This is a genomic window from Actinomycetospora lemnae, assembly GCF_028737315.1.
Classification (GTDB): domain Bacteria; phylum Actinomycetota; class Actinomycetes; order Mycobacteriales; family Pseudonocardiaceae; genus Actinomycetospora; species Actinomycetospora lemnae.
In genome coordinates this window covers 81,819-104,072 of record NZ_JAQZAO010000001.1, presented here as the reverse complement: position 1 = coordinate 104,072, position 22,254 = coordinate 81,819, and the positions used below count along the sequence as shown (strand labels likewise).

The 22,254-nt window shown below is 76.0% G+C and carries 23 protein-coding genes; 13 read left to right on the top strand and 10 right to left on the bottom strand.

The annotated features are described in order from the left end of the window. Positions 1 to 42 precede the first annotated feature (42 nt). Positions 43 to 1,230 carry a 5-(carboxyamino)imidazole ribonucleotide synthase gene (locus PGB27_RS00460; RefSeq protein ID WP_274198363.1) on the top strand — a complete coding sequence of 396 codons (1,188 nt, stop codon included), beginning with the start codon at positions 43 to 45 and terminating at the stop codon, positions 1,228 to 1,230. Between the two features lie 13 nt (positions 1,231 to 1,243). Next, positions 1,244 to 1,777, top strand: coding sequence for a 5-(carboxyamino)imidazole ribonucleotide mutase (gene purE, locus PGB27_RS00455; RefSeq protein ID WP_274198362.1), 534 nt, complete (start codon positions 1,244 to 1,246; stop codon positions 1,775 to 1,777). Here purE and PGB27_RS00450 read toward each other — a convergent pair. Then, on the bottom strand, positions 1,750 to 2,367 hold the full coding sequence (locus tag PGB27_RS00450) for a TetR/AcrR family transcriptional regulator (protein WP_274198361.1): 618 nt from the start codon (positions 2,365 to 2,367) through the stop codon (positions 1,750 to 1,752). The genes purE and PGB27_RS00450 overlap by 28 nt on opposite strands. A 92-nt stretch (positions 2,368 to 2,459) precedes the next feature. Between PGB27_RS00450 and PGB27_RS00445 the strand changes: the two genes are divergently transcribed. The 3 genes from PGB27_RS00445 to PGB27_RS00435 all read left to right on the top strand — a co-directional run bounded on the left by PGB27_RS00445 (position 2,460) and on the right by PGB27_RS00435 (position 5,653). Next, positions 2,460 to 3,791, top strand: a complete 1,332-nt coding sequence (locus PGB27_RS00445) for an FAD-dependent oxidoreductase (protein WP_274198360.1) — start codon at positions 2,460 to 2,462, stop codon at positions 3,789 to 3,791. A gap of 65 nt (positions 3,792 to 3,856) precedes the next feature. Beyond that, entirely contained in the window at positions 3,857 to 5,011 is a 1,155-nt protein-coding gene (locus PGB27_RS00440; protein WP_274198359.1) for an acyl-CoA dehydrogenase, read from the top strand. Positions 5,012 to 5,116: 105 nt separating this feature from the next. After that, positions 5,117 to 5,653 (top strand): DUF805 domain-containing protein, encoded by a 537-nt coding sequence (locus PGB27_RS00435; RefSeq protein ID WP_274198358.1) that lies wholly within the window; start codon positions 5,117 to 5,119, stop codon positions 5,651 to 5,653. A 146-nt stretch (positions 5,654 to 5,799) separates the two neighbouring features. Here the strand turns inward: PGB27_RS00435 and PGB27_RS00430 are convergent, their stop codons facing one another. Genes PGB27_RS00430 through PGB27_RS00420 form a run of 3 tightly spaced genes read right to left on the bottom strand, consistent with a single transcriptional unit; the run spans position 5,800 to position 9,724 of the window. Next, positions 5,800 to 6,960 (bottom strand): SGNH/GDSL hydrolase family protein, encoded by a 1,161-nt coding sequence (locus tag PGB27_RS00430; RefSeq protein ID WP_274198357.1) that lies wholly within the window; start codon positions 6,958 to 6,960, stop codon positions 5,800 to 5,802. Beyond that, on the bottom strand, positions 6,957 to 7,670 hold the full coding sequence (locus tag PGB27_RS00425) for a TIGR03089 family protein (RefSeq protein WP_274198356.1): 714 nt from the start codon (positions 7,668 to 7,670) through the stop codon (positions 6,957 to 6,959). The genes PGB27_RS00430 and PGB27_RS00425 overlap by 4 nt, the downstream gene beginning before the upstream one ends. Positions 7,671 to 7,696: 26 nt before the next feature. After that, positions 7,697 to 9,724 (bottom strand): LCP family protein, encoded by a 2,028-nt coding sequence (locus tag PGB27_RS00420; protein WP_274198355.1) that lies wholly within the window; start codon positions 9,722 to 9,724, stop codon positions 7,697 to 7,699. Between the two features lie 382 nt (positions 9,725 to 10,106). On the opposite strand from PGB27_RS00420, the gene rfbD reads away from it, so the two are divergent. The 4 genes from rfbD to PGB27_RS00400 all read left to right on the top strand — a co-directional run bounded on the left by rfbD (position 10,107) and on the right by PGB27_RS00400 (position 13,240). Further along, positions 10,107 to 11,015 (top strand): dTDP-4-dehydrorhamnose reductase, encoded by a 909-nt coding sequence (gene rfbD / locus PGB27_RS00415; RefSeq protein WP_274198976.1) that lies wholly within the window; start codon positions 10,107 to 10,109, stop codon positions 11,013 to 11,015. A gap of 76 nt (positions 11,016 to 11,091) precedes the next feature. Beyond that, positions 11,092 to 11,325 carry a hypothetical protein gene (locus PGB27_RS00410; RefSeq protein ID WP_274198354.1) on the top strand — a complete coding sequence of 78 codons (234 nt, stop codon included), beginning with the start codon at positions 11,092 to 11,094 and terminating at the stop codon, positions 11,323 to 11,325. Positions 11,326 to 11,404: 79 nt separating this feature from the next. Then, the gene (locus tag PGB27_RS00405; protein ID WP_274198353.1) at positions 11,405 to 12,328 is read left to right on the top strand and encodes a tetratricopeptide repeat protein; all 924 of its coding nucleotides are present in this window, start codon (positions 11,405 to 11,407) and stop codon (positions 12,326 to 12,328) included. Positions 12,329 to 12,346: 18 nt separating this feature from the next. After that, the gene (locus PGB27_RS00400; RefSeq protein WP_274198352.1) at positions 12,347 to 13,240 is read left to right on the top strand and encodes a glycosyltransferase family 2 protein; all 894 of its coding nucleotides are present in this window, start codon (positions 12,347 to 12,349) and stop codon (positions 13,238 to 13,240) included. On the opposite strand, the gene PGB27_RS00395 is transcribed toward PGB27_RS00400, so the two are convergent. Beyond that, positions 13,241 to 13,858 carry a TetR/AcrR family transcriptional regulator gene (locus tag PGB27_RS00395; protein WP_274198351.1) on the bottom strand — a complete coding sequence of 206 codons (618 nt, stop codon included), beginning with the start codon at positions 13,856 to 13,858 and terminating at the stop codon, positions 13,241 to 13,243. A gap of 63 nt (positions 13,859 to 13,921) precedes the next feature. Here PGB27_RS00395 and PGB27_RS00390 point away from each other — a divergent pair, with 63 nt between their 5' ends. Further along, entirely contained in the window at positions 13,922 to 15,145 is a 1,224-nt protein-coding gene (locus PGB27_RS00390; RefSeq protein WP_274198350.1) for an oxygenase MpaB family protein, read from the top strand. A 60-nt stretch (positions 15,146 to 15,205) separates the two neighbouring features. On the opposite strand, the gene PGB27_RS00385 is transcribed toward PGB27_RS00390, so the two are convergent. After that, positions 15,206 to 15,685, bottom strand: coding sequence for a hypothetical protein (locus PGB27_RS00385; protein ID WP_274198349.1), 480 nt, complete (start codon positions 15,683 to 15,685; stop codon positions 15,206 to 15,208). A 127-nt stretch (positions 15,686 to 15,812) separates the two neighbouring features. On the opposite strand from PGB27_RS00385, the gene manB reads away from it, so the two are divergent. Together manB and PGB27_RS00375 are read left to right on the top strand one after the other, a co-directional pair. After that, complete coding sequence (gene manB, locus PGB27_RS00380; protein ID WP_274198348.1) at positions 15,813 to 16,931, top strand: mannose-1-phosphate guanylyltransferase; 1,119 nt, start codon at positions 15,813 to 15,815, stop codon at positions 16,929 to 16,931. Between the two features lie 88 nt (positions 16,932 to 17,019). Then, positions 17,020 to 17,904, top strand: coding sequence for a DNA-3-methyladenine glycosylase family protein (locus PGB27_RS00375; protein WP_274198975.1), 885 nt, complete (start codon positions 17,020 to 17,022; stop codon positions 17,902 to 17,904). Between the two features lie 18 nt (positions 17,905 to 17,922). On the opposite strand, the gene PGB27_RS00370 is transcribed toward PGB27_RS00375, so the two are convergent. The 4 genes from PGB27_RS00370 to PGB27_RS00355 all read right to left on the bottom strand — a co-directional run bounded on the left by PGB27_RS00370 (position 17,923) and on the right by PGB27_RS00355 (position 21,594). Further along, positions 17,923 to 18,444, bottom strand: coding sequence for an NUDIX hydrolase (locus PGB27_RS00370; protein WP_408629996.1), 522 nt, complete (start codon positions 18,442 to 18,444; stop codon positions 17,923 to 17,925). Positions 18,445 to 18,494: 50 nt separating this feature from the next. Next, the gene (locus tag PGB27_RS00365; protein WP_274198347.1) at positions 18,495 to 19,862 is read right to left on the bottom strand and encodes a coenzyme F420-0:L-glutamate ligase; all 1,368 of its coding nucleotides are present in this window, start codon (positions 19,860 to 19,862) and stop codon (positions 18,495 to 18,497) included. Further along, positions 19,855 to 20,808 (bottom strand): 2-phospho-L-lactate transferase, encoded by a 954-nt coding sequence (gene cofD, locus PGB27_RS00360; RefSeq protein WP_274198346.1) that lies wholly within the window; start codon positions 20,806 to 20,808, stop codon positions 19,855 to 19,857. The genes PGB27_RS00365 and cofD overlap by 8 nt, the downstream gene beginning before the upstream one ends. A gap of 72 nt (positions 20,809 to 20,880) precedes the next feature. Continuing rightward, the gene (locus PGB27_RS00355) at positions 20,881 to 21,594 is read right to left on the bottom strand and encodes a site-2 protease family protein (RefSeq protein WP_274198345.1); all 714 of its coding nucleotides are present in this window, start codon (positions 21,592 to 21,594) and stop codon (positions 20,881 to 20,883) included. A gap of 408 nt (positions 21,595 to 22,002) precedes the next feature. Between PGB27_RS00355 and PGB27_RS00350 the strand changes: the two genes are divergently transcribed. Then, the gene (locus tag PGB27_RS00350) at positions 22,003 to 22,236 is read left to right on the top strand and encodes a WhiB family transcriptional regulator (protein ID WP_274198973.1); all 234 of its coding nucleotides are present in this window, start codon (positions 22,003 to 22,005) and stop codon (positions 22,234 to 22,236) included. Positions 22,237 to 22,254 lie beyond the last annotated feature (18 nt).

The following is a 22,254-nucleotide window of genomic DNA, read 5'->3' as shown; positions in this document are numbered from 1 at the left end:
GACCTCCGCTCCGCTCCGTCTCCCGCGTACCGTGCTCCGACCGTGGACGAGCGCACCGGCCTGCCCGTGGTGACGATGATCGGCGGCGGTCAGCTGGCGCGGATGACCCACCAGGCCGCGGTCGCCCTCGGGCAGTCGCTGCGGGTCCTCGCGACGGGCCCGGACGAGCCCGCGGCCCTGGTGACGCCCGACGTCGTGCTGGGTGAGCACACCGACCTCGAGGCCCTGCGCCGTGCGGCGGCCGGCGCCGAGGCCCTGACCTTCGACCACGAGCACGTCCCGGGCGAGCACCTGCGCGCCCTGGTCGCCGACGGCGTCGCCGTGCACCCCGGGCCCGACGCCCTGCTGCACGCCCAGGACAAGCTCGTCATGCGCACCCGCCTGCGCGAGCTCGGCGAGCCCGTGCCCCCGTTCGCGCCGGTGGCCGAGGTCGCCGACGTCACCGCCTTCGCCGCCGAGCACGGCTGGCCGGTGGTGCTCAAGGCCGTGCGGGGTGGCTACGACGGGCGCGGGGTGTGGGTCCTCGACGGCGCCGACGCCGCGCAGGCCACGGTCACCGAGCTCCTCGCGGCGGGCACGCCGCTGATGGTCGAGCAGAAGGTGGCGCTGCGCCGCGAGCTCGCCGCGGTCCTCGCGCGCTCCCCGTTCGGGCAGGCGGCGGTGTGGCCGGTGGTCGAGACCGTGCAGGAGCAGGGCATCTGCACCGAGGTCCTCGCCCCCGCGCCCGGCCTCGACCCCGCGCGCGCCGAGGAGGCCGAGGAGCTCGCCCTGCGCATCGCGCATGCGCTCGGGGTGGTCGGGCTGCTCGCGGTGGAGCTGTTCGAGACCGAGGAGGGCCTGGTGGTCAACGAGCTCGCCATGCGCCCCCACAACTCGGCGCACTGGACGATCGAGGGCTCGGTGACCTCGCAGTTCGAGCAGCACCTGCGCGCGGTGCTCGACTACCCCCTCGGCGCCACCGCGACCACCGCGCCCGTCACCGTCATGGCCAACGTGCTCGGCGGCGACCCCGCCCCCGGCACCGGCGTCGACGAGCGCCTGCACCACACCCTCGCCCGCTTCCCCGAGGCGCGGGTGCACCTCTACGGCAAGGCCGAGCGCCCGGGCCGCAAGGTCGGGCACGTGACCCTGCGCGGTGACGACCTCGACGCCGTGCGAACCCGCGCCCGGCTGGCCGCCGACCACCTCTCCACCGGCGTGTGGAGCGACGGATGGACAGCACACCCGTGAGATTGGCCAACGCATGAGTGACCAGCCCGCCGTCGGCATCGTCATGGGCAGCGACTCCGACTGGCCCACGATGCGCGCGGCCGCCGAGGCGCTCGACGAGTTCGACGTGCCCTGGGAGGCGCGGGTGCTCTCGGCGCACCGCACCCCGCGGGTCATGCTCGACTGGGCCGCCGCGGCCGCCGGGCGCGGGCTGCGCGCCGTGATCGCCGGCGCGGGCGGCGCGGCGCACCTGCCCGGCATGGTCGCCTCGGCGACGACGCTGCCCGTGATCGGCGTCCCGGTGCCGCTGGCGCACCTCGACGGCATGGACTCGCTGCTCTCGATCGTGCAGATGCCCGCCGGTGTGCCGGTGGCGACGGTGTCGATCGGCGGCGCGCGCAACGCGGGCCTGCTCGCCGTGCGCGTCCTCGGCGCGTCGGACCCGGCCCTCGCGCGGGCCATGGAGCGCTTCCAGGCCGGGCTCGCGGAGACCGTCGCGGCGAAGGACGAGGCCCTCGCGGCCCGGGCGCACGGCGAGGCTCAGGGGTCCAGCGACCCCGTGAGGTAGCGCTGGATCGTCGGACCGTAGGCGGCGACGAGGGTCTCCCGGTCGGCGGCCGCGAGCTCGGGCAGCGCCAGGATCTGACGGGCGACGAGGACCCCGACGACCTGGGAGGCGCACAGGTCCGCGCGCAGGCGCGGACGGTCGGTGTCGATGGCCTCGTGGATGGCCTGCGCGAGGCGGTCGAGGATCGCCTCGCCGAGGAACTCGCGCATCATCCGGGCCGCGTCGGGGTGCCCGACGGCCGAACGCACGAGCCCGAGCATGGGGTTGGCGTCACCGAGGTCGTCGATGACCGTGAGCAGGAATCGGACGAGGCGCTCGCCCAGCCCGTCGATCCCCGGCCCGAGCAGCCGCGGCACGACCTGGGCGGGGTCCAGGGGGAACTCCATCGCCGCGACGAACAGCGCCTGCTTGGTGCCGAAGTAGTGCATGACCAGCGCCGGGTCGACGCCCGCGTCCCCGGCGATGGCCCGCACCGTCGCCGACCGGAATCCCTCGCCCGCGAACCGTGTCCGCGCGGCGTCGAGGATCGCGTCGCGCGCGCCGGAGTCGCCGGGCCGCCGTCCACGCCGGATCGGGTCGGTGCTGGCCACCACCCGATCCTAGTTCAACAAGCGTTGATTTCCGCACGCGACGGGTCCACACTCGGATTCAACACGCGTTGAGATCGCTGGAGGTGGGGACGATGGAGCGGACGACGTGCTGCGTGGTCGGGGGCGGGCCGGCGGGGATGGTGCTGGGCCTGCTGCTCGCCCGGGCCGGGGTCGAGGTCACGGTCCTCGAGAAGCACGGGGACTTCCTGCGCGACTTCCGCGGCGACACCGTCCACCCCACGACGCTGGACCTGCTCGACGAGCTGGGGCTCGGCGAGCGGTTCGCCGCGCTCCCGCAGAGCCGGCTCGACCGCGTCGCGTTCCCGATCGACCGGGACGAGACGCTCGTCGTCGGCGACCTGCGACGCCTCGCCGGCCGCGTCCGGCACCCCTACATCGCCATGGTCCCGCAGTGGGACCTGCTCGACCTGCTCGCCGACGCGGGCGCCGCGGAGCCGGCGTTCACGCTGCGGATGGGCACCGAGGTCACCGAGCTGCGCCGCGACGCCGACGGCCGGGTGCGCGGGGTCGTGTACCGGACCGCCGACGGTGCCGAGGGAGAGATCGCCGCCGACCTCACCGTCGCGTGCGACGGGCGCGGCTCCACGGCGCGGGCGCAGGCCGGGCTGCGGGTCGTCGAGTACCCGGTGCCCATGGACGCCTGGTGGTTCCGCCTGCCGCGCCGCCCCGAGGACGGGTCGCCGGGGCTCACCCCGCGCATGAGCGAGGGGCGCCTGGCCGTCGTCATCCCGCGCGAGGGCTACTTCCAGATCGCCTACCTGGCCCCCAAGGGTCGCGACGCCGAGCTGCGCGCCCGCGGGATCGAGGCGTTCCGGGCCGACGTCGCCGAGCTCGCGCCCGACCTCGCCGACCGCGTCGACGCCCTGGAGAGCATGGACGACGTCAAGCACCTCGACGTCCGCCTCGACCGGCTGCAGCGCTGGCACGTGGACGGGCTGCTCTGCCTCGGCGACGCGGCGCACGCGATGTCGCCGGTCGGCGGGGTCGGCATCAACCTCGCGGTCCAGGACGCCGTCGCCGCGGCCACGCTGCTCGCCGCCCCGCTGCTCCGCGGGCAGGAGGGCGGGGCCGGGGTGACGCCCGACGACCTCGACGCCGTCCGGCGCCGCCGCCTGCTGCCGACGATCGCGGTGCAGACGGTCCAGCGGCTCATGCACCGCGGACTCGTGGTGCCGGTCCTGGCCGGGCGCCGCGGCGGCCCGCCCGCCCCGATCCGGCACCTGCTCGCCCGGTTCCCCCGTCTGACGATCGTGCCGGCCTACCTCATCGGGGTGGGCCTGCGGCCCGAGCGGGCCCCGGCGTTCGCGCGCCGCTCATCCGTCCCCGGCGCCGAGCCGGTGAGGGCCGACCAGGGTAGCCAGTCCCACACCCGACGGCGGGAGCGCGAGGTCCCGCAACGGTAGGACGTCCGAGTACCGTGATGGCGCAGTGCCGTCAGGGGCGTGGGCCAGTGGTGTGGAGGGACGTCGTGGATCCGGATTTCGACCTGTACAGCCTCGGCGAGGAGCGCGATGCGCTGCGGGAGTCGATCCGTGCCCTCGCGGAGAAGGAGATCGCCCCGTACGCCGCGGAGGTCGACCAGCAGGCGCGCTTCCCGACGGAGGCCCGCACCGCGCTGACGCAGAACGGCTTCCACGCCATCCACATCCCCGAGCAGTACGGGGGTGAGGGCGGCGACTCGATCGTCGCCTGCATGGTCATCGAGGAGGTCGCGCGGGTCGACGCGTCGGCCTCGCTGATCCCGGCGGTGAACAAGCTCGGCTCGATGCCGATCATCCTGTCCGGCTCCGAGAAGCTGAAGCAGCAGGTGCTGCCGACCATCGCGTCGGGCCAGTCGATGATCAGCTACGCGCTCTCGGAGCGCGAGGCCGGCTCGGACACCGTCTCGATGCGCACCCGTGCCCACCAGGACGGGGACGACTGGGTGCTCAACGGCACCAAGTGCTGGATCACCAACGGCGGCGTCTCCGACTGGTACACGGTCATGGCGAAGACCGACCCGGACAAGGGCGCCAACGGCATCTCGGCGTTCGTGGTGCACAAGGACGACCCCGGCTTCTCGGTCGGCCCGAAGGAGCACAAGCTCGGCATCAAGGGCTCGCCCACCACCGAGATCTACTTCGAGAACTGCCGCATCCCGGGCGACCGGATCATCGGCGAGCCCGGCACGGGCCTGAAGACGGCGTTCGCGACCCTCGACCACACCCGCCCGACCATCGGCGCGCAGGCCGTCGGCATCGCGCAGGGCGCTCTCGACGCGGCCGTCGACTACGTGCGCGAGCGCCACCAGTTCGGCAAGGCCGTCGCCGACTTCCAGGGCGTCCAGTTCATGCTCGCCGACATGGCCATGAACACCGAGGCCGCCCGTCACCTCGTCTACGCGGCCGCGGCGCGCGCCGAGCGCGGCGAGAAGATGGGCCTCATCGCCTCGGCGTCGAAGTGCTTCGCCTCCGACACGGCCATGTCGGTGACCACCGACGCCGTCCAGCTCTTCGGCGGCGCCGGCTACACCGTCGACTTCCCGGCCGAGCGGATGATGCGCGACGCCAAGATCACGCAGATCTACGAGGGCACCAACCAGATCCAGCGCATGGTTATGGCCCGGGCCCTGCTGAAGAAGTAACCCGTTCGGGGTACTGCTCACGGAGCGTGTGGATCGCTAGCCTACCTGGGCGAAAGGGACCGCGGCGGACGCGGCCCTGCCCCACGCTCCGTGAGAGGTCCTCCCATGCAGTGGTACCTGAAGGTGCTCAAGCAGTACGCCGACTTCAACGGGCGTGCGCGGCGCACCGAGTTCTGGATGTTCGTGCTGTTCAACATCCTCGCGTCGATCGTCCTGAACATCATCGACGTGCTGATCGGCACGGCCAGCTTCTCCAGCACCGGCACCGGCTTCGCCATGACCGGCGGGCTGCTGAGCACGATCTACTCGCTGGCCGTGCTCATCCCGTCGCTCGCGGTCGGCGCCCGGCGCCTGCACGACACGGGCCGTTCGGGCTGGTGGCAGCTGCTCGCCCTCATCCCGCTCGTCGGCATCATCATCCTCATCGTCTGGTGGGCCACCGACGGTCAGCCCGGCGCGAACGAGTACGGCATGAACCCGAAGCAGGACGCGGCGGGCGGCTACCCGCAGGGCGGCTACCCGCAGCAGGGCTACGACCAGGGCGGCTACCCCCAGCAGGGCGGCTACCCCCAGCAGGGCGGCTACCCGCAGCAGCAGCAGTACCCCCCGCAGCAGCAGTACCCGGGCGCGCCGCAGGCGTGACGGGCGGGCCGCCTCGATCCTGAGCCTCGGCCCCGACACGGAACGAACGGCGCCCTCGCTGCTCCCGGAGCAGCGAGGGCGCCGTTCGTCCTGCGCGGGGGGCGGTCGGGCGGACCGTCCGCGCCGAGGAGCTCGCCCCGCCGGCCTCAGCCCGCCAGCGGGCCGCCGGGGCCGAAGGCGTGGGCGGCGAAGCGCCCGGCGATGAGCCGGTGGGTCGCGGGGTCGGGGTGCAGGCGGTCGGGCAGGGGGTGCTCGACGGCGTCGGCCTCGCCGTAGAGCTCCCGACCGTCGAGGTGGTGCAGGTGCGGGTCGTCGGGGGCCCGCGCCGCGACGACGCGGGCGAGCTCCTCGCGGATCACCTGCAGCGTCAGCCGCCCGGTCGCGACGTCGGCCGGGTCGCCGGTGGCGCGGAAGAGCAGCGTGCCCTCCCCGGTGACGTCCATCGCGCCCGGGCCCGGGGTCTCCTCGTGGATCGGGCACAGGATCGACGAGACCACCAGCAGCGGCGTCGTCGGCCGGCCCTCGCGGATCGTGTCGAGGAACCCGTGCACCGCGGGCCCGAGCGCGCGGCGGCGCAGGAGGTCGGCGTTGACGAGGTTGATGCCGATCTTGAGGCTGATGACGTCGGCCGGGGTGTCGCGGATCGCGCGCGCCGTGAACGGGTCGAGCAGCGCGCTGCCGCCGAACCCGAGGTTGACCAACTCCACGCCGACCTCGGCCGCGGCCAGCGCGGGCCAGGTCGTGGACGGGCTCGCGGCGTTCGAGCCGTGGCTGATCGAGCTGCCGTGGTGCAGCCACACCCGGCGGCCGCCGGCCGGGACCGCGGTCAGCGGGGCGTCGGAGCGCAGGGCCACGAGCTCGGTGATCTCGGTGTGCGGGAGCCAGACCTCGACGAGCTTGTCGCGGTCGGCGAGGCCGTCGAAGCGCACGGTGCCGACCGGGCCCGGCTCGGTCGCCGCGGCGCCGGTGGCCGGGTCGAGGCGCAGCACCTTGCCGCCCGTCGTGCCGCCCTGCGCGACGAGCTCGCCGTCGACGCGCAGGTCGTAGACGCCGTCGGGGCGCAGCGGCGTGCCGACGTAGCCGACGCGGGTGCGCAGCGTGTCCAGCTCCAGGACCGTCGCCCGGGTGCGCACGACGACCCGCACGCCGGAGGGCTGCGCCTCGGCCATCGCGATCTGGCCGTCACCCTGCGCGCGGCCCCGGGCGGGCAGGCGGTGGGGGAGCACCCCGTGCTCGGTGCGCTCGAGCTCGACCGCGCCCCGGACCAGCTCGGCGGTGATCTCGGTGCTGATCAGCGGGGTGCTCACAGGACCCGCGTGACCTTCTCGGTGCACGCGCGCCGCTCCTGGTCGCCGGCGGGGTGGCGCACCTGCACCAGCGAGGCGCCGGCGGCGAGCACGGCGAGGAAGCCGTCGACGAGACCACCGGAGGTCGCGAGCGGCCACGACGCCGAGGAGAGCACGCGGTCGCCCGGGGAGAGCTCCAGCGCCGCGGCGCGCTCCCGGGCGGCGGCGACCACGGTCGCGACGTCGGCGCCCTCGAGGGCCGGGGCGTCGTCGGGGACCGGGGTGAGCGGGTCGAAGTGGTCACCGTGCACGCGGACCTCGGTCGCGTAGTCGACCGCACCGCGGGGCAGCGCGTCCCCGAGCCCCTGGCCGAACGCGTCGAGGGAGAAGCCGACGACGAGCCCCGCGGCGCCCGCGGCCTCGAGGTGCTCGGCGTCGGCCAGCGCGACCTCGGCACCCGCCGGCTCGGCGACCGCCTCGGCGCCGCAGGACCACACCGCGCACAGGGCCGCGGCGGTCTGCCAGTGCGCGGGGAGCAGCACCGCGACGGGGGTGCCCGGCTCCACGTCGCACTCGTCGCGCAGGAGGTTCGCGGTCTTCGCGACCCAGTTGCCGAACGTGGCGCCAGAGAGCTCGATCCGCTCGCCGGTGGCGTCGTCGTAGAAGGTGATCAGTGGGCGGGCCGGGTCGCCCGCGAGCCAGGGGGCGAGCAGGGCGTCGGTGACGGTCATCGGGCCCGGACGCTATCGCCCGTCGGTCAATCGATGCAGGGGACGCCCTCAGCGGTGATCGCCGGCTGGGGCGGCGGCACCGGGGCGACCTCGCCGGTGCCGGTCAGCCCGTTCGTCGCGCCGACCGCCGGGGGCGGGGAGGACGCGGCGCCGGGGCCGTCGTAGTCGGCGCCGAGCAGGACGCGCACGGTGTTGGGTGGCACCGTCGGGTCGAAGCGGGTGGGCAGGTCGTCGAGGCTGCGGGCGACCCGCGCGCCGGCGCCGTCGCCCGCCGGGCCGAACAGCACCTCGGAGCGCGGGGCCGGGGCCTCGGCGTTGCCGGCGACGGCCCGGGCGTAGCCCTGCGCGGAGAGCACGGCGACGACGCGCGCGGCGGCGCCCTCGGCGTCGGAGGCGTTGCGGACGTCGACGGGGATGGTCGCGGGCGCGGGGCCCTCGTCGTTGGCGTCGGCGGAGTCCTCGGGCCCGATGGCGTCGGCGACGAAGCGCTGCACGGCGGTCGGGTCGACGTCGAGCACCTCGCCGCGGCCGTCGACGTTGCGCGTGCCGTTGGTGGGGATGGTCAGGAACGCGACCGCGCCCGCGCTGACGTCCTGCATCTGCTGGCCGAAGCGGAGCAGGTCCCAGCCGCCGTCGAGGACCACCGACTGCTGCACGGCCTCGAGCAGCCGCCCGAGCGTGAGTGGGTCGGCGAGGGTGCCGCTCGAGAGCACCTTGCGCGACATCGACGCGAGGAACGCCTGCTGGCGGCGGATCCGGTCGAGGTCGCCGTTGGGCAGCCCGTGGCGCTGGCGGACGAAGGCGAGCGCGTCGTGCCCGGCGACCGTCCGCGGGCCGGCGGGGAAGCGGGCGCCGGAGAGCTCGTCGTCCACGGGGTTCTTGAGGCACACGTCGACTCCGCCGATGGCGTTGGTCAGCGTGTAGAAGCCCATGAGGTTGACCTCGGCGTAGTGGTCGACGGTCAGCCCGGTGAGGCCGGCGACGGCGCGCACCAGCTCCTGGCGGCCGGCCTCGGACGAGCGGACGTCGACCTCGCGGGGGTCGGTGACGCCGGAGTGGACCAGGCGGTCGGCCTCCGCCGCCTTGGCGCCCGGGTACGCCGAGTTGATCTTGTCGCGGCGGAAGGCGCCGGGGATCGAGACGTAGCTGTCGCGGGGGATCGAGAACGCGACCGCGCGGCTGCCGTCGTTGGGCACCCGCACCAGGATCATCGTGTCGGTGTTGACGACGCCGTCCGCGGCGCCCGCGCCCAGCGCGCGCAGCGCCTCCTCGGGCAGCGGCTGGCCCTGGGCGTCGGTGCGGCTGTCGACGCCGACGAGCAGGATGTCGGTGGCGCCGTCGGCGGCGTCGCCGACCGGGCCGTCGCCCAGCGCGCTCGTCCCGCCGACGCTGCCCGACAGCGCCGCCCACGCCGTGCCCGACAGCGCGAAGACCAGCACCGAGAGCACCACGAGACCCACCCGGATCCAGCGGCCGATCGGGCGGCGGCCGTCGCCCTCGGGGAGCTCGCGCACGGGGCGCGGGCGGCCGGGCGGCCGGGGCGGCGGCGGCCCGGGCCGACCCCGCTCGCGGTCGGGGCGGTCCCGGCCGGGACGGCGGTCCAGGTCGCGGGGGTCGCGGGGGTCGCGGGGGTCGCGGGGGTCGCGGTCCCTTGGGTCGCGGTCGCGCGGGGGCGCCGGGCGCCGGGGGCGCTCGGGCGGCAGGTCGAGGAGGTCGTCGTGGCCCGCGACGCGCTTGGCGCCCTTGCGTGCCCCGGCAGGGACGGCCGAGAGCTCGGCGAGGTCGCGGCGGCGCAGGCGGGCGCCGGCCCCGTTGCCCTTGCCGCGGCCGTCGCCGTTCGTGCGCGCACCGCCGTCGCCGTTGCCGCGCGCGCTGCCGTTGCCGCGCGCGGAGGGTCGGCGGTCGGGCTGGGTGGCGCTGTCGTCGGGGGGCGGGCCCCACCCGTCGTCGTCGAGGGGTGGACCGCCGGCACGACCGGGGCTGCGACGCGCGGCGGAGGGCCCGAAACGGCGGGCCGGGTCGCGGCGGGGCGGGCCGGGGTCGTCACGATCCATCGCCCCGCCTCCCTCCGCCGTCCGGGCCCGGCAGGGCCGTCGGTCGATCATGGTCCGTCGTCGTCGTCGCAGGTCCGCGACGCCCCCGGCGCGGCGCGACGAGCTCCCCACGGTGCCGGGCCCGGTGGGGCTCCCGCGGTCGACGAGGGGCCTGTCCAGAGGCTAGACGGCGTCCGTCCCGTTCGGTGTCTCTCACCCGTTGGACGGCTCGTCGGCGCGTCGCGGCGACGCGCGGTGAGAGCGGGCCCGTGTCCGTGGCTCGAGCTGGGGGTCGAGGCGCCGGGGTCGTGCGAGCACGGTGACCGGGCACGGGCGGGTGTCACCCGGCGGGGCTGGGAGACTGCCGAACGTGATCGACGGGGGGCGGGGCCCGGTGCGGTGGATGGTGACCGGGGCGGGGGGTGCACTGGGGACGGACCTGGTCGCCCGGCTCACCGCTCCCGACGCCCCGCCGGACGACTCCGTGCTCGCCGTGACCCGCGCCGAGCTCGACGTCACCGACGCCGCGGCCGTCCGCGCTGCGGTGCACGGGTGGGCGGCCGAGACGGCCGGAGCGGGACGCCCGGTGCTCGTCAACGCGGCCGCCTACACGGCGGTGGACCGCGCCGAGACCGATCCCGAGGCCGGCGCGGCGGCGTGGGCGGCCAACGCCGAGGCCCCCGGGCTGCTCGCGGCGGCGTGCGCGGAGGTCGGCGCGACGATGGTCCACGTCTCCACCGACTACGTGCTCGGCCCGCTGCCCGACGGCGCGCGCCGCCCCCTCGAGCCCGACGACCCCACCGCGCCCGCCGGCGTCTACGCGCGCAGCAAGCTCGCGGGGGAGCAGGCCGTGCGGGCCGCCCTGCCCGACGCCCACCACGTCGTGCGCACCGCGTGGGTCTACGGCGCCACCGGGGCGAACTTCGTGCGCACGATGGCCCGGCTCTCCCGCGAGCGCGACACCCTCGACGTCGTCGACGACCAGCACGGCTCGCCCACGTGGTCGGCGGACCTCGCCGTGGGCCTCGTCGCGCTCGCGCGCTCGTCGGCGCCGGCGGGGACCCGGCACGCCGCGGGCGGCGGGGCGACGACGTGGTGCGGGCTCGCGCGGGCGGTGTTCGAGGAGCTGGGGGCCGACCCCGCCCGCGTGCGCCCGTGCGACACCGCGTCCTTCCCGCGCCCGGCCCCGCGCCCGGCGTGGTCGGTGCTCTCGGACGCGTCGTGGCGTGCCGCGGGCCTCGCCCCTCTACCACCGTGGCGCGAGGCCCTGCACACCGCGGTCGCCCGCCACCCGGAGCTGTTGTTGGGCTGAACGGGCTAGAGACGTAATCCCATCGATGTCATTTGCGTGTCCTCGGGGCCGTCTCGCGCGTTGAACGGTCATGGCTGTGGAGACGGTCCTCCTGGCACTGCTCGGTCTCGTCGCCGTGTGGTTGGTGATCGACGCCGGGCGCGAGCGGCATCGGCTGCGGGCCCGGGTGGCCCGCGACGAGCGGTGGCAGGCCGAGCGACGGCGCAGCGCCCGGCGCGACACGGCGGCGAACGCCACGCCCGACGCCTGGCGGTACTGGCCGCTGACCCTGCCCTCGCCGGACGACGCCACGCGCGGCCCGCGGCTGTAGGTGCGCTCCGCGCTCGTGAGCACGAAGAAGTGCCCGGACACGCCTTTCTGCTCACATGCGCGGAGCGCACACTGACCCGATGACGGAGCAGGCCGCGCCGGGGGCGAGCGGACCGTCGGTCGACGCCGACACGCACCACGAGGTCGACGAGCCGGTCTGCGCCGAGGCGCGGGCGCTCGCCGCCGATCCGCACCCCGACCCGGCCGTCCACCACGAGGAGCTCGTCGCCGTGCTGCGCCGGGCCCTGGCCTGCGGCGAGCCGTCGGCGCACGCCCTGCTCGCGAACGCCCACCTCGACCGCGGGAACCGTCGCGAGGCCGTCGAGATCCTGACGCCGGCCGTCATGCGGGGCGGGCGCGCGGACCTCGCGGGCCTCCTGGGCGAGACCCTCGCCGCGGTCGGCGACCACGAGAGCGCCGAGGCGGCCTTCCTGGTCGGCCTCGACGCCGGCGACCCCGCAGCCATGAACGACTACGGCGTCTTCCTGCGCGAGCGCGGGCGTACCCAGGAGGCGCTCTACGTGCTCGACCGCGCGGTGCGCCTGGGCGACGACCTCGCGGGGCTCAACCTCGTCGCCCTTCACCTCGAGGAGCTCGACGACCCGCTGACCGCCACCGAGCTCGCCGAGGACCTCCTCGACGAGGGCCGGCCGGCGACCCTCGTCGCGCTCGCCGACTGCCGCCTCGCCGAGGGGCGCGTGCCCGAGGCCGAGGAGCTCTACCGCCGCGCCGCCGACCTCGGGGCGCCGTGCGCGCACATCTACCTCGGCTGGTTCCTGCGCGACCGTCGCGAGGACCTCGCGGGCGCGGAGGAGCAGCTGCGCCGGGCCCACGAGGTCGGCGAGCCGGGCGCGGCGTTCCACCTGGGCCGCTTCCTGCACGACCTCGGTCGCCGCGAGGAGGCGCAGCCCTACCTCGAGGAGGCGTCGTGGCGCGGCGACCCGGACGCCGAGGCCCTCCTCGAGGCCGAGTACCGCGGGCTGGTCGACGAGTACGACGACTGACCGGTGAGAATGCCGGCCGTGCCCGATCCCGCCAACGGCCCTGTCTCCGGCCCTGCCTACGGCCCCGGCCTCGCCGTCGTCGCCGTCACCTACTCGCCGGGCGAGTCGCTCGCCGAGTTCCTGACCTCGCTGGAGAAGGCCACGTCCCGGCCGTACCGCGTGGTCCTGGCCGACAACGGCTCGGTCGACGGCGTCCCCGAGGCCGCGGCCGCCGCCGACGAACGCGTCGAGCTGCTGCGGATCGGCGAGAACGTGGGCTACGGCGCAGCGGCCAACCGCGCGGTGGCGGGCCTGCCGGCCGAGGTGGGCTGGGTGCTCGTGGCCAACCCGGACATCGCGTTCGGCCCGGGCAGCCTCGACGCGCTGCTCGACGCCGGCGAGCGCTGGCCGCGCGCGGGGGCGCTGGGCCCGCTGATCCGCACCGGCGGCGAGGTCTACCCGTCGGCGCGCCTGCAGCCCAGCCTCGGTCGCGGCGTCGGGCACGCGCTCTTCGCCGCGGTCTGGCCCGCGAACCCCTGGACGCGCGCCTACCGACAGGACGGCGCCGTCGCCGAGCGCACCGCGGGCTGGCTCTCGGGCTCGTGCGTGCTGCTGCGCCGCGAGGCGTGGGACTCGGTGGACGGCTTCGACCCGCGCTACTTCATGTACTTCGAGGACGTCGACCTCGGCGACCGCCTCGGGCGCGCCGGCTGGCTCAACGTCTACGTCCCCGACGCCGAGGTCGTGCACACCGGCGGCCACGCCACCGAGCGCGACGCCCCCACCTCGAGCCGCATGCTCGCCGAGCACCACCGCAGCGCCTACCGCTTCCTCGCCGACCGCTACCCCGGGAAGCGCTGGGCGCCGCTGCGCCTCGGGCTGCGGGTCGGGCTGCGCGTGCGGGCCCGGACGGGCGCGCGCAGCGCGTTCTAGCTAGCCCCCGAGGGCCCGATCGAGGTAGCCGAGCACCAGCGCGGTGACCTCGTCGGCGAACGCCTCGCGCGCGATCGGCGGCTCCTCGAGCACGTAGCCGACCGCGAGGCTCTCGACGGTCCGCACGAGCAGCCAGGCCACGGTGCCCGCCGGGTGCCGCAGCTCGCCGCCGTGGCGCGCGAGCAGGGTGCTCGTGAGCAGGGCGTCGACCCGGCGGGCGAAGGCGGCGCGCCGGTCGTCGCCGGACCGCGGCAGCCGCTCGGCGACCGCCCGCAGCAGTGCCGGGTGCTCGGCCAGCGCGTCGACGAGGGCGAGCACGACCCGGCGCACCGCCACCGTCGCGTCGCGCTCGGCGGCGGTGTCGACGAACGTGCGGGTCACCCGGTCCTCGAGGTCGTCGGCGTAGCGGCGGACGACCTCGTCGAGCACCGCCTCCTTGTCCGGGAAGTACTGGTAGAGCGAGCCCGGGCTGATCCCGGCCGCGGCGGCGACGTGGTTGGTGGTCAGGCCGTCGGTGCCGCGCTCGAGGAGCACGGCGCGCCCGGCGGCCACGATCCGCTCGACCATCGCCCGCGAGCGCTCCTGGCGGGGCTCGCGACGACGGCGCGGGGCGGTCACGGCCGTCGGGCCCGCGCAGACGCGACTTGAACGCGAGCAGGAACTCGTCTCAGCATGGTGCGCATGGTGGCACGCGAGCAGCTGGAGCCCTACCCCGGTCGCTACCGCGCCGCGCCCGAGCGGTCGCGGCGCATCGCCCGGCCGTTGGGCCTGGTCGCCCGGGTCCGGTCGACCGACGAGGAGCTGCTCGACCGCATCGGCCGGCGCATGTTCGCCCGCGACGAGGTCGGGGCGGATCTCGCGGCCGCCATGAGCCGCCCGCGCGGGGACGAGGAGCGGGTCACCATGGCCGCGTTCCACCGCGCGCTCGCCGACCCGGCCGCCGTCCCCGCCTCGGGGCCGCTCGCCGACTTCTTCGCGGTCGTCGAGGACACCCCCGACTGGGTCGACCCCGCGCTCGTCGAGCGCGGTGGCCGGGCGCTGCGGCGGATGGGCCGCACGCTCGACGACGTCCTGCTCACGCTCTCGCTCATCGGCGGCTACCGCTTCGGGGGCCCCGCCGACCTGCTCGTCGCCACCGGCGGGCTCACCGGCGGGACGGCGATGCGCCGCCTCGGCGAGACGACGGCGTGGGCGCGCGCCGTGATCGCCCCGGGCGGGCTGCGCCGTGACGGCGAGGGCTGGCGCCTGACCGTGCACGTCCGCGCCATGCACGCCCTGGTCGACCGCCGCTTCGAGACCAACGGGCGCTGGGACGTGGGGCACTGGGGCCTGCCGGTCAACCAGTCCGACCAGGCCGCGACCCTGGGGCTCTTCAGCAGCACCGGCCTGCTCGGCGCCCGGGCGCTGGGGTGGCTGGTGACGCCCGCCGAGTCGCACGCGGTCATGCACCTGTGGTGCTACACCGGCTGGCTCATGGGCGTCGACGAGGACTGGCTGTTCACCACCGAACGCGAGCAGAACCACTTCCTGCACCACGTCCTGCTCGTCCAGGACGACGTCACCCCGGCCGGTCCGGCGCTGGCCGGCGCGCTGGTCGACGGCCAGCGGGCGGTGTCGTCGAGCCCCTGGCGCGGCGAGCTGCGCCGGCGCCACGTGCTCGGCCTGCTGCGCTGGTTCCTGGGCCGCGAGGCGCTGCGTGACCTGGGGCTGCCCGACGGACCGCTCCGGTCCCTGCCCTGGACCGTGCCGCCGACGGTGCTGCGCAACCTCGTGCTCTCCGGGCTCGTGGCGCGGACCCGCCGTGGGCGCCGGGCCCTCGAACGGGCCGGGGATGCCTGGACGCGCCGCGAGCTCGAGCGCCGCTTCGCCGGGGCCCGGCCGGGGGTGGCGGAGCTGCCCGGGTAGGCGCCGCTCGGAGCCCGGACGTTCGAGGTGTGGCCCGACCGCCGGGCGCGCTGCGCAGCGTCAGAGACCGAAGAGCCGCCGCCACCAGGAGCGCCGGGGCTCCGCGGCCGGGGTCTCGTCGCGGTCCTGCTGCTCGGGCTGCGGGCCGGGGCCCCCGGGGAACGGGTTGGCGGGGAACGGCGAGGTGCCGGGGTGGGCCGCCGACGGGCGGGTCTCGAAGCGCACGGTCGTCGGGTCGCCGTCGTCGTCCTCGTCGGGGCGACGGTGGTGGCCGTTGCGCGGCCCGTGCCCGTGCCCGTGCCCGTGCCCGTCGCCCTGCCCGTCCGGCCGGAGGCCGTCGTGGCGCAGCCTCTGGGTGAGATCCGGGTCGTGCCCCTGGCCCCGTCGCGACGTCAGCGCGTGCGGCAGGACCGTGGTGCTCGAGGCGTCGAACGGGGAGACGGCGGAATCGGGCGTGATGACGTCCTCGTCACGCTCCGTGGCCCGCTGGGAGGCATGCGCGATGGCGTCCTGGGCGCGCTCCCACGCATTCGAGGCCACCTGCGACCCTCCTGCTCGTTCCCCCGACGGCGGGTCTCGGTCGGGTCGTCGGCCGACACGGCCCCGGGAGGGTCCACACTATCGCCCGCGGTCACGATTCGTCATCGACGAGGGGGGTCTTCGGGTGATGCAGACAGGGGACGCGGAGCTCGACAGGGGGGCGATCGACCCGGCGCGCACGGCCGCGGTGGTGCTCGTCGGCGGGCAGGGCAGCCGGTTGCGGCCGCTCACGCTGAGCACGCCGAAACCGATGCTGCCGACGGCCGGGGTGCCGTTCCTGGCGCACCTGCTCTCACGGATCGCCGCCGCCGGCATCCGGAGGGTGGTGCTCGGCACCGCCTACCGCGCGGAGGTCTTCGAGGGCTTCCTGGGCGACGGCTCGGCGCTGGGTCTGGACCTGACCTGCCGGCCCGAGCCCGAGCCCCTCGGCACCGGCGGCGGCATCCGCCACGCGGCGGACGCGCTCGCGCCGGGGTTCGACGAGGTCGTCGTGTTCAACGGCGACATCCTCTCCGGCGTCGACGTCCGTGCCGTCATCGGGGAGCACCGCGCGGCGGGCGCCGACGCGACGCTGCATCTCGTGCGCGTGCCCGACCCCACCGCGTTCGGCTGCGTGCCCACCGACGCCACGGGCCGGGTCACCGCGTTCCTGGAGAAGACGCTCACGCCGCCGACCGACCAGGTCAACGCCGGCTGCTACGTCTTCCGCCGCGAGGTCATCGACACCATCCCGACCGGGCGCCCCGTGTCGGTGGAGCGCGAGACGTTCCCCGGCCTGCTCGCGGGCGGCGCGCGCCTGCAGGGCCACGTCGAGTCGTCGTACTGGCTCGACCTCGGCACGCCCGCCTCCTTCGTGCGCGGCAGCGCCGACCTCGTCCAGGGCGCCGCGCCCACCGCCGCGCTCCCGGGACCGGTCGGCACCGCCCTGCTGCTGCCCGGCGCCAAGGTCGCGCCCTCGGCGTCGCTCACCGACGGCACGACGCTCGGCGCCGACGTCCAGGTCGGCGAGGGCAGCCGCGTCTCCGGGTCGGTGGTGATGGACGGGGCGCGGATCGGCGACGGCGCCGTGGTCGAGCGGTCGGTGATCGGCCCGGGCGCGACGATCGGGGACGAGACCGTGGTCGGCGACGCCGTCGTCGGCGACGGCGCGGCGATCGGGGCGTCGTGCGAGCTGTTGGCCGGCGTGCGGATCTGGCCCGGTCTCGTCATCCCCGATGGCGGTCTGCGATTCTCGGGTGGTGCCTGAGGTCACGGACGCGGAGCGCAGCGGAGCCGGACCATCGGTCACGGTCCGGGAGGCCCCGGCCGCAGAACGGGTCTGGCGGCCCGACTTCGTGCTCGACGTGCGCGCCCTGATCGCCCCGCTGCGCCGCGGCAAGGGCGACCCGACGTTCCACACCGACATCGAGGGGGCGCACGGCGGCGAGCTCTGGCGCGCCACCCCGACGCCCGAGGGACCGGCGACGCTGGCGCTGTCCCGGCGCGACGGGGAGGTCCGGGCGCGGGCGTGGGGCCCGGGGGCGGAGTGGGTCGTCGACGGCGTGCCGGCGCTCCTGGGTGCCGAGGACGACGACGCGGGGTTCGTCGGCCACCACCCGCTGGTCGCCGAGACCCGCCGGCGCATGCCCGGTCTGCGTCTCGGGGCCACGCGCACGGTGTGGGACCAGCTGCTGCCCGCGATCCTCGAGCAGAAGGTGACGGGCGTCGAGGCGCGCCGGTCGTGGCGCGAGCTGTGCTGGCGCTTCGGCGAGGACGCGCCGGGCCCGACCCCGCGGCGCATGAAGCTGCCGCCGACCCCGCGCCGGACCCGCGAGATCCCCGACTGGGAGTGGCACCGCGCCGGCGTCGACCAGGCCCGCCGGCGCGCGATCCTCGCCTGCGCCACCGTCGCGCACCGCCTGGAGAAGGCGGCCGAGCTGCGCGGCGAGGCGGGGCGAGCGCTGCTGCGCAAGGTGCCGGGCATCGGGGTGTGGACCGCCGCCGAGGTGGCCCAGCGCTCCTGGGGCGACCCCGACGCCGTGAGCGTCGGCGACTTCCACATCCCCGCGACCGTCGGCTGGGCGCTCGTGGGCCGCAAGCTCGACGACGCCGGCATGCTCGAGGTGCTCGCCTGCTACACGCCCCAGCGCCAGCGGGCGGTGCGCTACATCGAGGCCTCGGGGTTCCGGCGCCCGCGCTTCGGGCCCCGCTTCTCGCCCAAGGACTACCGGACGTACTGACCCGGCCAGAATCCCGATCTACAGCGCCCGCCCGAACGCCACGTCGTCGGGCAGCTCCGCGAGCCGCCACCAGCGCAGGTCCAGCGACTCCTCGCTGATCGACTCCACGGCGCCGGGCGGGGCGTGCGCGACGAAGCGGACGTCGAGGTGGCGGGTGGGCACGCCCAGCGAGCAGGTCAGGGCGTGGACCTCGGCGTGCACCGGCTCCGGGTCGAGCACGAGACCCGGGATGCCGGACTCCTCGGTGGCCTCGCGCAGCGCGGCACCGGCGAGGGTGGTGTCGTCGGGCTCGATGTGCCCGCCGAGCTGGATCCACGCGCCGATGCGCGGGTGCAGGGTCAGCAGGGCGTGCTCGCCGGCGGCGTCGAGCACCAGCGTCGAGGCCGTGAGGTGCCCCGGCACACAGGAGCGCGAGCACGCGTCGGGGCGGGCGTCGAGGTAGGACAGCAGCGCCTGGCGCACGGAGTCGACGTCGCGGACGGCGGGGCGCCAGCGGTCGAGCACCGCGCGGGCGTCGGCGTGCGCGGCGGCCGTGGACACCGCGGCGCGGGTGGTGGCGGCGAGGGTGCGGTCGTCGAGCTCGGGGTCGCTCACATCTCCACCCAACGGTCGTCGACGGCGAGGCCGCCGCGCGCGGGCGGCGCGGACGCGGGGTGCCCGACGGCGACGGCGCCGAGGGGTTCCCAGTCGGCGGGCAGGTCCAGCTCGGCGCGGACCACGTCCGGCGCGAAGATCGTCGACGACACCCAGCACGAGCCCAGCCCCTCGGCGGCCAGGGCCACGAGCAGCCCCTGCACCGCCGCGCCGCCGGCGACGGTGAACATCGTGTGCTCGGCCGCGGTGCGCCGGGCGTCGGGGTAGGCGTGGGCGCCCTCGAGCACGAGGAACGGCAGCACGACCTCCGGCGCGGTGCGCAGCAGGTCGCCGCGGGCGACGCGGCGCGCGACGGCGTCCTCGGCGAGCCCGTCGCCGCGCAGGTCGGCGCGCCAGGCCTCGGCCATGGCGTCGAGCAGCCGGGTGCGCACCGCCGACGAGGCCAGGCGCACGAACCGCACCGGGCGGGTGTGGTGCGGGGCGGGCGCGGTGAGCGCCGCGGCGCCGGCCCGGTGCAGGGCCTCCGGGGCGACGGGGTCCGGGGCGAACGCCCGCACCGACCGGCGGGCCGGGACCGCCTCGCGCCGTCCCTGCTCACGACCCTGCGCGAGCGCCTCGTCCGTGCCCAGCCAGAACAGGTCCTCCTCGACCGGGCGCACCAGATCCGCCCCCCGCGAGGTCTCCGAGCGCAGCGACGCGGGCAGCCCGCGCACCACGGCGACGGGCACCCCACCGAGCTTGCCCTTGACGAGGTCGGCGGCCGCCGCGACCTCGTCGGCCACGGCCACCTCGGTGACCACCAGCTCGTTGCCCTGCGCGTCGATCGCCCCGCCGTAGGCGTGCACGACCTCGAGGCCCGCCGCGCCGATCGCGGCGTCGGTCTGGCCGGTGCGCCAGGTGCGGCCCATGGTGTCGGTGACGACCACCGCGACGTCGACCCCGAGCCGCTCGCGCAGCGCGGCGCGCAGGGCGGCGGCTGAGGCGTCGGGGTCCTCGGGCAGCAGCGCGACCTCGTCGCCGGCGACGTTCGAGGCGTCGATACCGGCCGCGGCCTGCACGATGCCGAGGGGGTTGGCGACGATCTTGGTGCGGCCCTTCGTGGCGAGCAGGCGCACGGTCTCGCGGTCGATCAGCGCACGGCGGGCGGCGTCGCGGGCGTCGGGGTCGGACGGCACGGTGACCAGCCGGCCCTCGACCTTCGACACCACCTTGGAGGTCACGACCAGGACGTCGCCGTCGGCCAGGGGCGGGTGGGGAGGAGACAGCGCCGTGACCAGCGCCCCGGCCAGGTCGTCGCCGGGCCGGAACTCGGGCAGGCCGGTGACGCCCCAGAGCGTCAGGCCCTGGGCGGCGTGGTCAGACACCGGCGAGCTCGTACGCCGCCCGGACCATGGCCGCGGTGGTGTCCGGGTCGGTCATCATCAGCGGCACCTCGCGGACCTCGACGCCGGGCACCTCGGCGCCGTCGCCGGGCGCGACGAGCCAGCCGTCGAGCAGCCCGCCGGCGGCCCGCGGCCCGTACCAGCGCCCGACGCCCTCGGCGGTGACCGGCACGTCGACCGCCGCGAGGCACGCCTCGGCCATGCCGCGCACCGCGTGGCCGTCGACGATCGGCGACACCCCGATCACCTTCGCGTGCGCCGCGGTCAGCGCCGGGCGCATGCCGGGGACGTCGACGATGGTGTTCACGCTGACCACCGGGTTCGACGGCGCCACGAGCACGACGTCGGCGTCGGCGACCGCGGCGAGCGCGTCGGGGCAGGCGGTGGCCTCGTCGCGCCCCACCGAGGCGAACGAATGCGCCGGCAGCGCCGCGCGGTGGCGCACCCACCACTCCTGGAAGTGGATCGCCTTGCGCCGGCCGTCGGCGGGGTCGTCGACGACGACGTGGGTCTCGATGCGGTCGTCGCTCGCGGGGATCAGGTCGACACCGGGCGACCAGCGGTGGCACAGCGCCGCGGTGACCTGCGAGAGCGGGTAGCCGGCGCGCAGCATCCGGGTGCGCACGAGGTGGGTCGCCACGTCGCGGTCACCGAGCCCGAACCACGTCGGGTCGGCGCCGTACGCCTCGAGCTCCTCGCGCACCGACCACGTCTCCTTGGCGCGGCCCCACCCCTTCTCGGTGTCGATGCCCGCGCCGAGGGTGTACATGCACGTGTCGAGGTCGGGACAGACGCGCAGCCCGTGCATCCAGATGTCGTCGCCGATGTTGACGACGGCGCGGATGGTGTCGCCGGGACCGGCGGCGGCCTTGACGCCCTGCAGGAAGCGGGCGCCCCCGACGCCCCCGACCAGAACGGTGACCTGCACCGGGTGCTCCTCTCGTCCGACCGTCCCCGATGGTCCTCCTGCCGCGCACCCCCACGCCGCGGCGGGTCCGGATCAGCGCAGCAGCTCGGTGAACTGCGCGCCGCCGAGCGACGCGAGGGCGGAGTCGCCGCCGACGAGGCCGAACAGCGCGTCGGCGACCGTGAACAGCAGGGCCGAGGCGTACGGGACGAAGAAGATGATCAAGATGAAGGCGATCGGCGCGTAGGGCGCGATCCGGGCCGCGGCGGCGCGCGTGCGGTAGGGCAGGTAGGGGTCGATGACGCCCCAGCCGTCGAGGCCCGGCACCGGCAGCAGGTTCAGCACGAACGTCAGCACCTGGATCAGACCGAGGAACATCAGCGCGGCGGCGAGCGGCAGCGGGGGCGCGGTGAGCACCACGGCGATCGCGATGACGGCCGCGAGCACGAGGTTCGCGAACGGCCCCGCGAGCGACACCGCGCTGATCGCGGGCCGCGAGCGCAGGGCGGCGCGCTGGATCCACACCGCCCCGCCGGGCAGCGGGATGCCGCCGAGCAGCAGGAACAGCAGCGGCAGCACGAGCGTGAGCCCGATGTTCGCGTAGCGGCGGATGTCGAGGGTCAGGTAGCCCAGCGCGCGCACGGAGTGGTCGCCGCAGCGGTCGGCGGTCAGGGCGTGCGAGAACTCGTGCAGGCACAGGGAGACCGCCCACCCGGCGAGCACGAGCAGCACCGTCCCGCCGATGATCGCGCCCTCCGAGGGCACCAGGGTCAGCGCGCCCCCCGCGGCCGTGAGGGCCACGAGCACCAGGAAGATGGGACTGACCGGGGAGCGCAGACGTGAGCGTGGGGCCACACGGACCAGTGTCCCCGATGAGGTTTGACCGTTCGTTGCTACGGATAGCGCATGACGCTCACCGCACGTGACGACCGGTCGTCGCGACATGCGGCCGGACGAGGCCCCCGGCTTGACCCGGATGGAACGACACCGGTGTAATTCCTACGCGATGACACGTCGGTGCGGGGCCGACGCCTCGTCCGCTCAGCGGGGGGCCGGGGGAGTCGAGGCGAGGAGGGCGTCGTGAACGGTGCGGAGAGCGGGTCGGTGGTGCTGGGCAGCCAGGGACACGGAGCGGAGCAGGGCTGGGCCGGGGGCCCGGCGGGTCCGGCGCAGGCGCCGAGGGCAGGGCTGCGGGACGTCCTGTCCGAGCTCGCCATGGTGACCGAGGACGAGCAGGAGTGGCAGGAGCGCGCCCTCTGCGCGCAGACCGACCCGGAGGCGTTCTTCCCCGAGAAGGGCGGCAGCACCCGGGAGGCCAAGCAGATCTGCAACAGCTGCGAGGTCCGCAGCGAGTGCCTCGAGTACGCGCTCGGCCACGACGAGCGGTTCGGCATCTGGGGCGGGCTGTCGGAGCGCGAGCGGCGGCGCCTCAAGCGCCGCGCCGTCTGAGGCAGCGCGCGGGGGCCG

Excerpts from the sequence above, each read along its gene's own strand:
- purE (WP_274198362.1), top strand. The coding sequence starts at position 1,244 with ATGAGTGACCAGCCCGCCGTCGGCATCGTCATGGGCAGCGACTCCGAC.
- PGB27_RS00445 (WP_274198360.1), top strand. The coding sequence starts at position 2,460 with ATGGAGCGGACGACGTGCTGCGTGGTCGGGGGCGGGCCGGCGGGGATG.
- PGB27_RS00435 (WP_274198358.1), top strand. The coding sequence starts at position 5,117 with ATGCAGTGGTACCTGAAGGTGCTCAAGCAGTACGCCGACTTCAACGGG.
- PGB27_RS00425 (WP_274198356.1), bottom strand. The coding sequence starts at position 7,670 with ATGACCGTCACCGACGCCCTGCTCGCCCCCTGGCTCGCGGGCGACCCG.
- PGB27_RS00420 (WP_274198355.1), bottom strand. The coding sequence starts at position 9,724 with ATGGATCGTGACGACCCCGGCCCGCCCCGCCGCGACCCGGCCCGCCGT.
- rfbD (WP_274198976.1), top strand. The coding sequence starts at position 10,107 with ATGGTGACCGGGGCGGGGGGTGCACTGGGGACGGACCTGGTCGCCCGG.
- PGB27_RS00405 (WP_274198353.1), top strand. The coding sequence starts at position 11,405 with ATGACGGAGCAGGCCGCGCCGGGGGCGAGCGGACCGTCGGTCGACGCC.
- PGB27_RS00390 (WP_274198350.1), top strand. The coding sequence starts at position 13,922 with ATGGTGGCACGCGAGCAGCTGGAGCCCTACCCCGGTCGCTACCGCGCC.
- manB (WP_274198348.1), top strand. The coding sequence starts at position 15,813 with ATGCAGACAGGGGACGCGGAGCTCGACAGGGGGGCGATCGACCCGGCG.
- PGB27_RS00350 (WP_274198973.1), top strand. The coding sequence starts at position 22,003 with ATGGTGACCGAGGACGAGCAGGAGTGGCAGGAGCGCGCCCTCTGCGCG.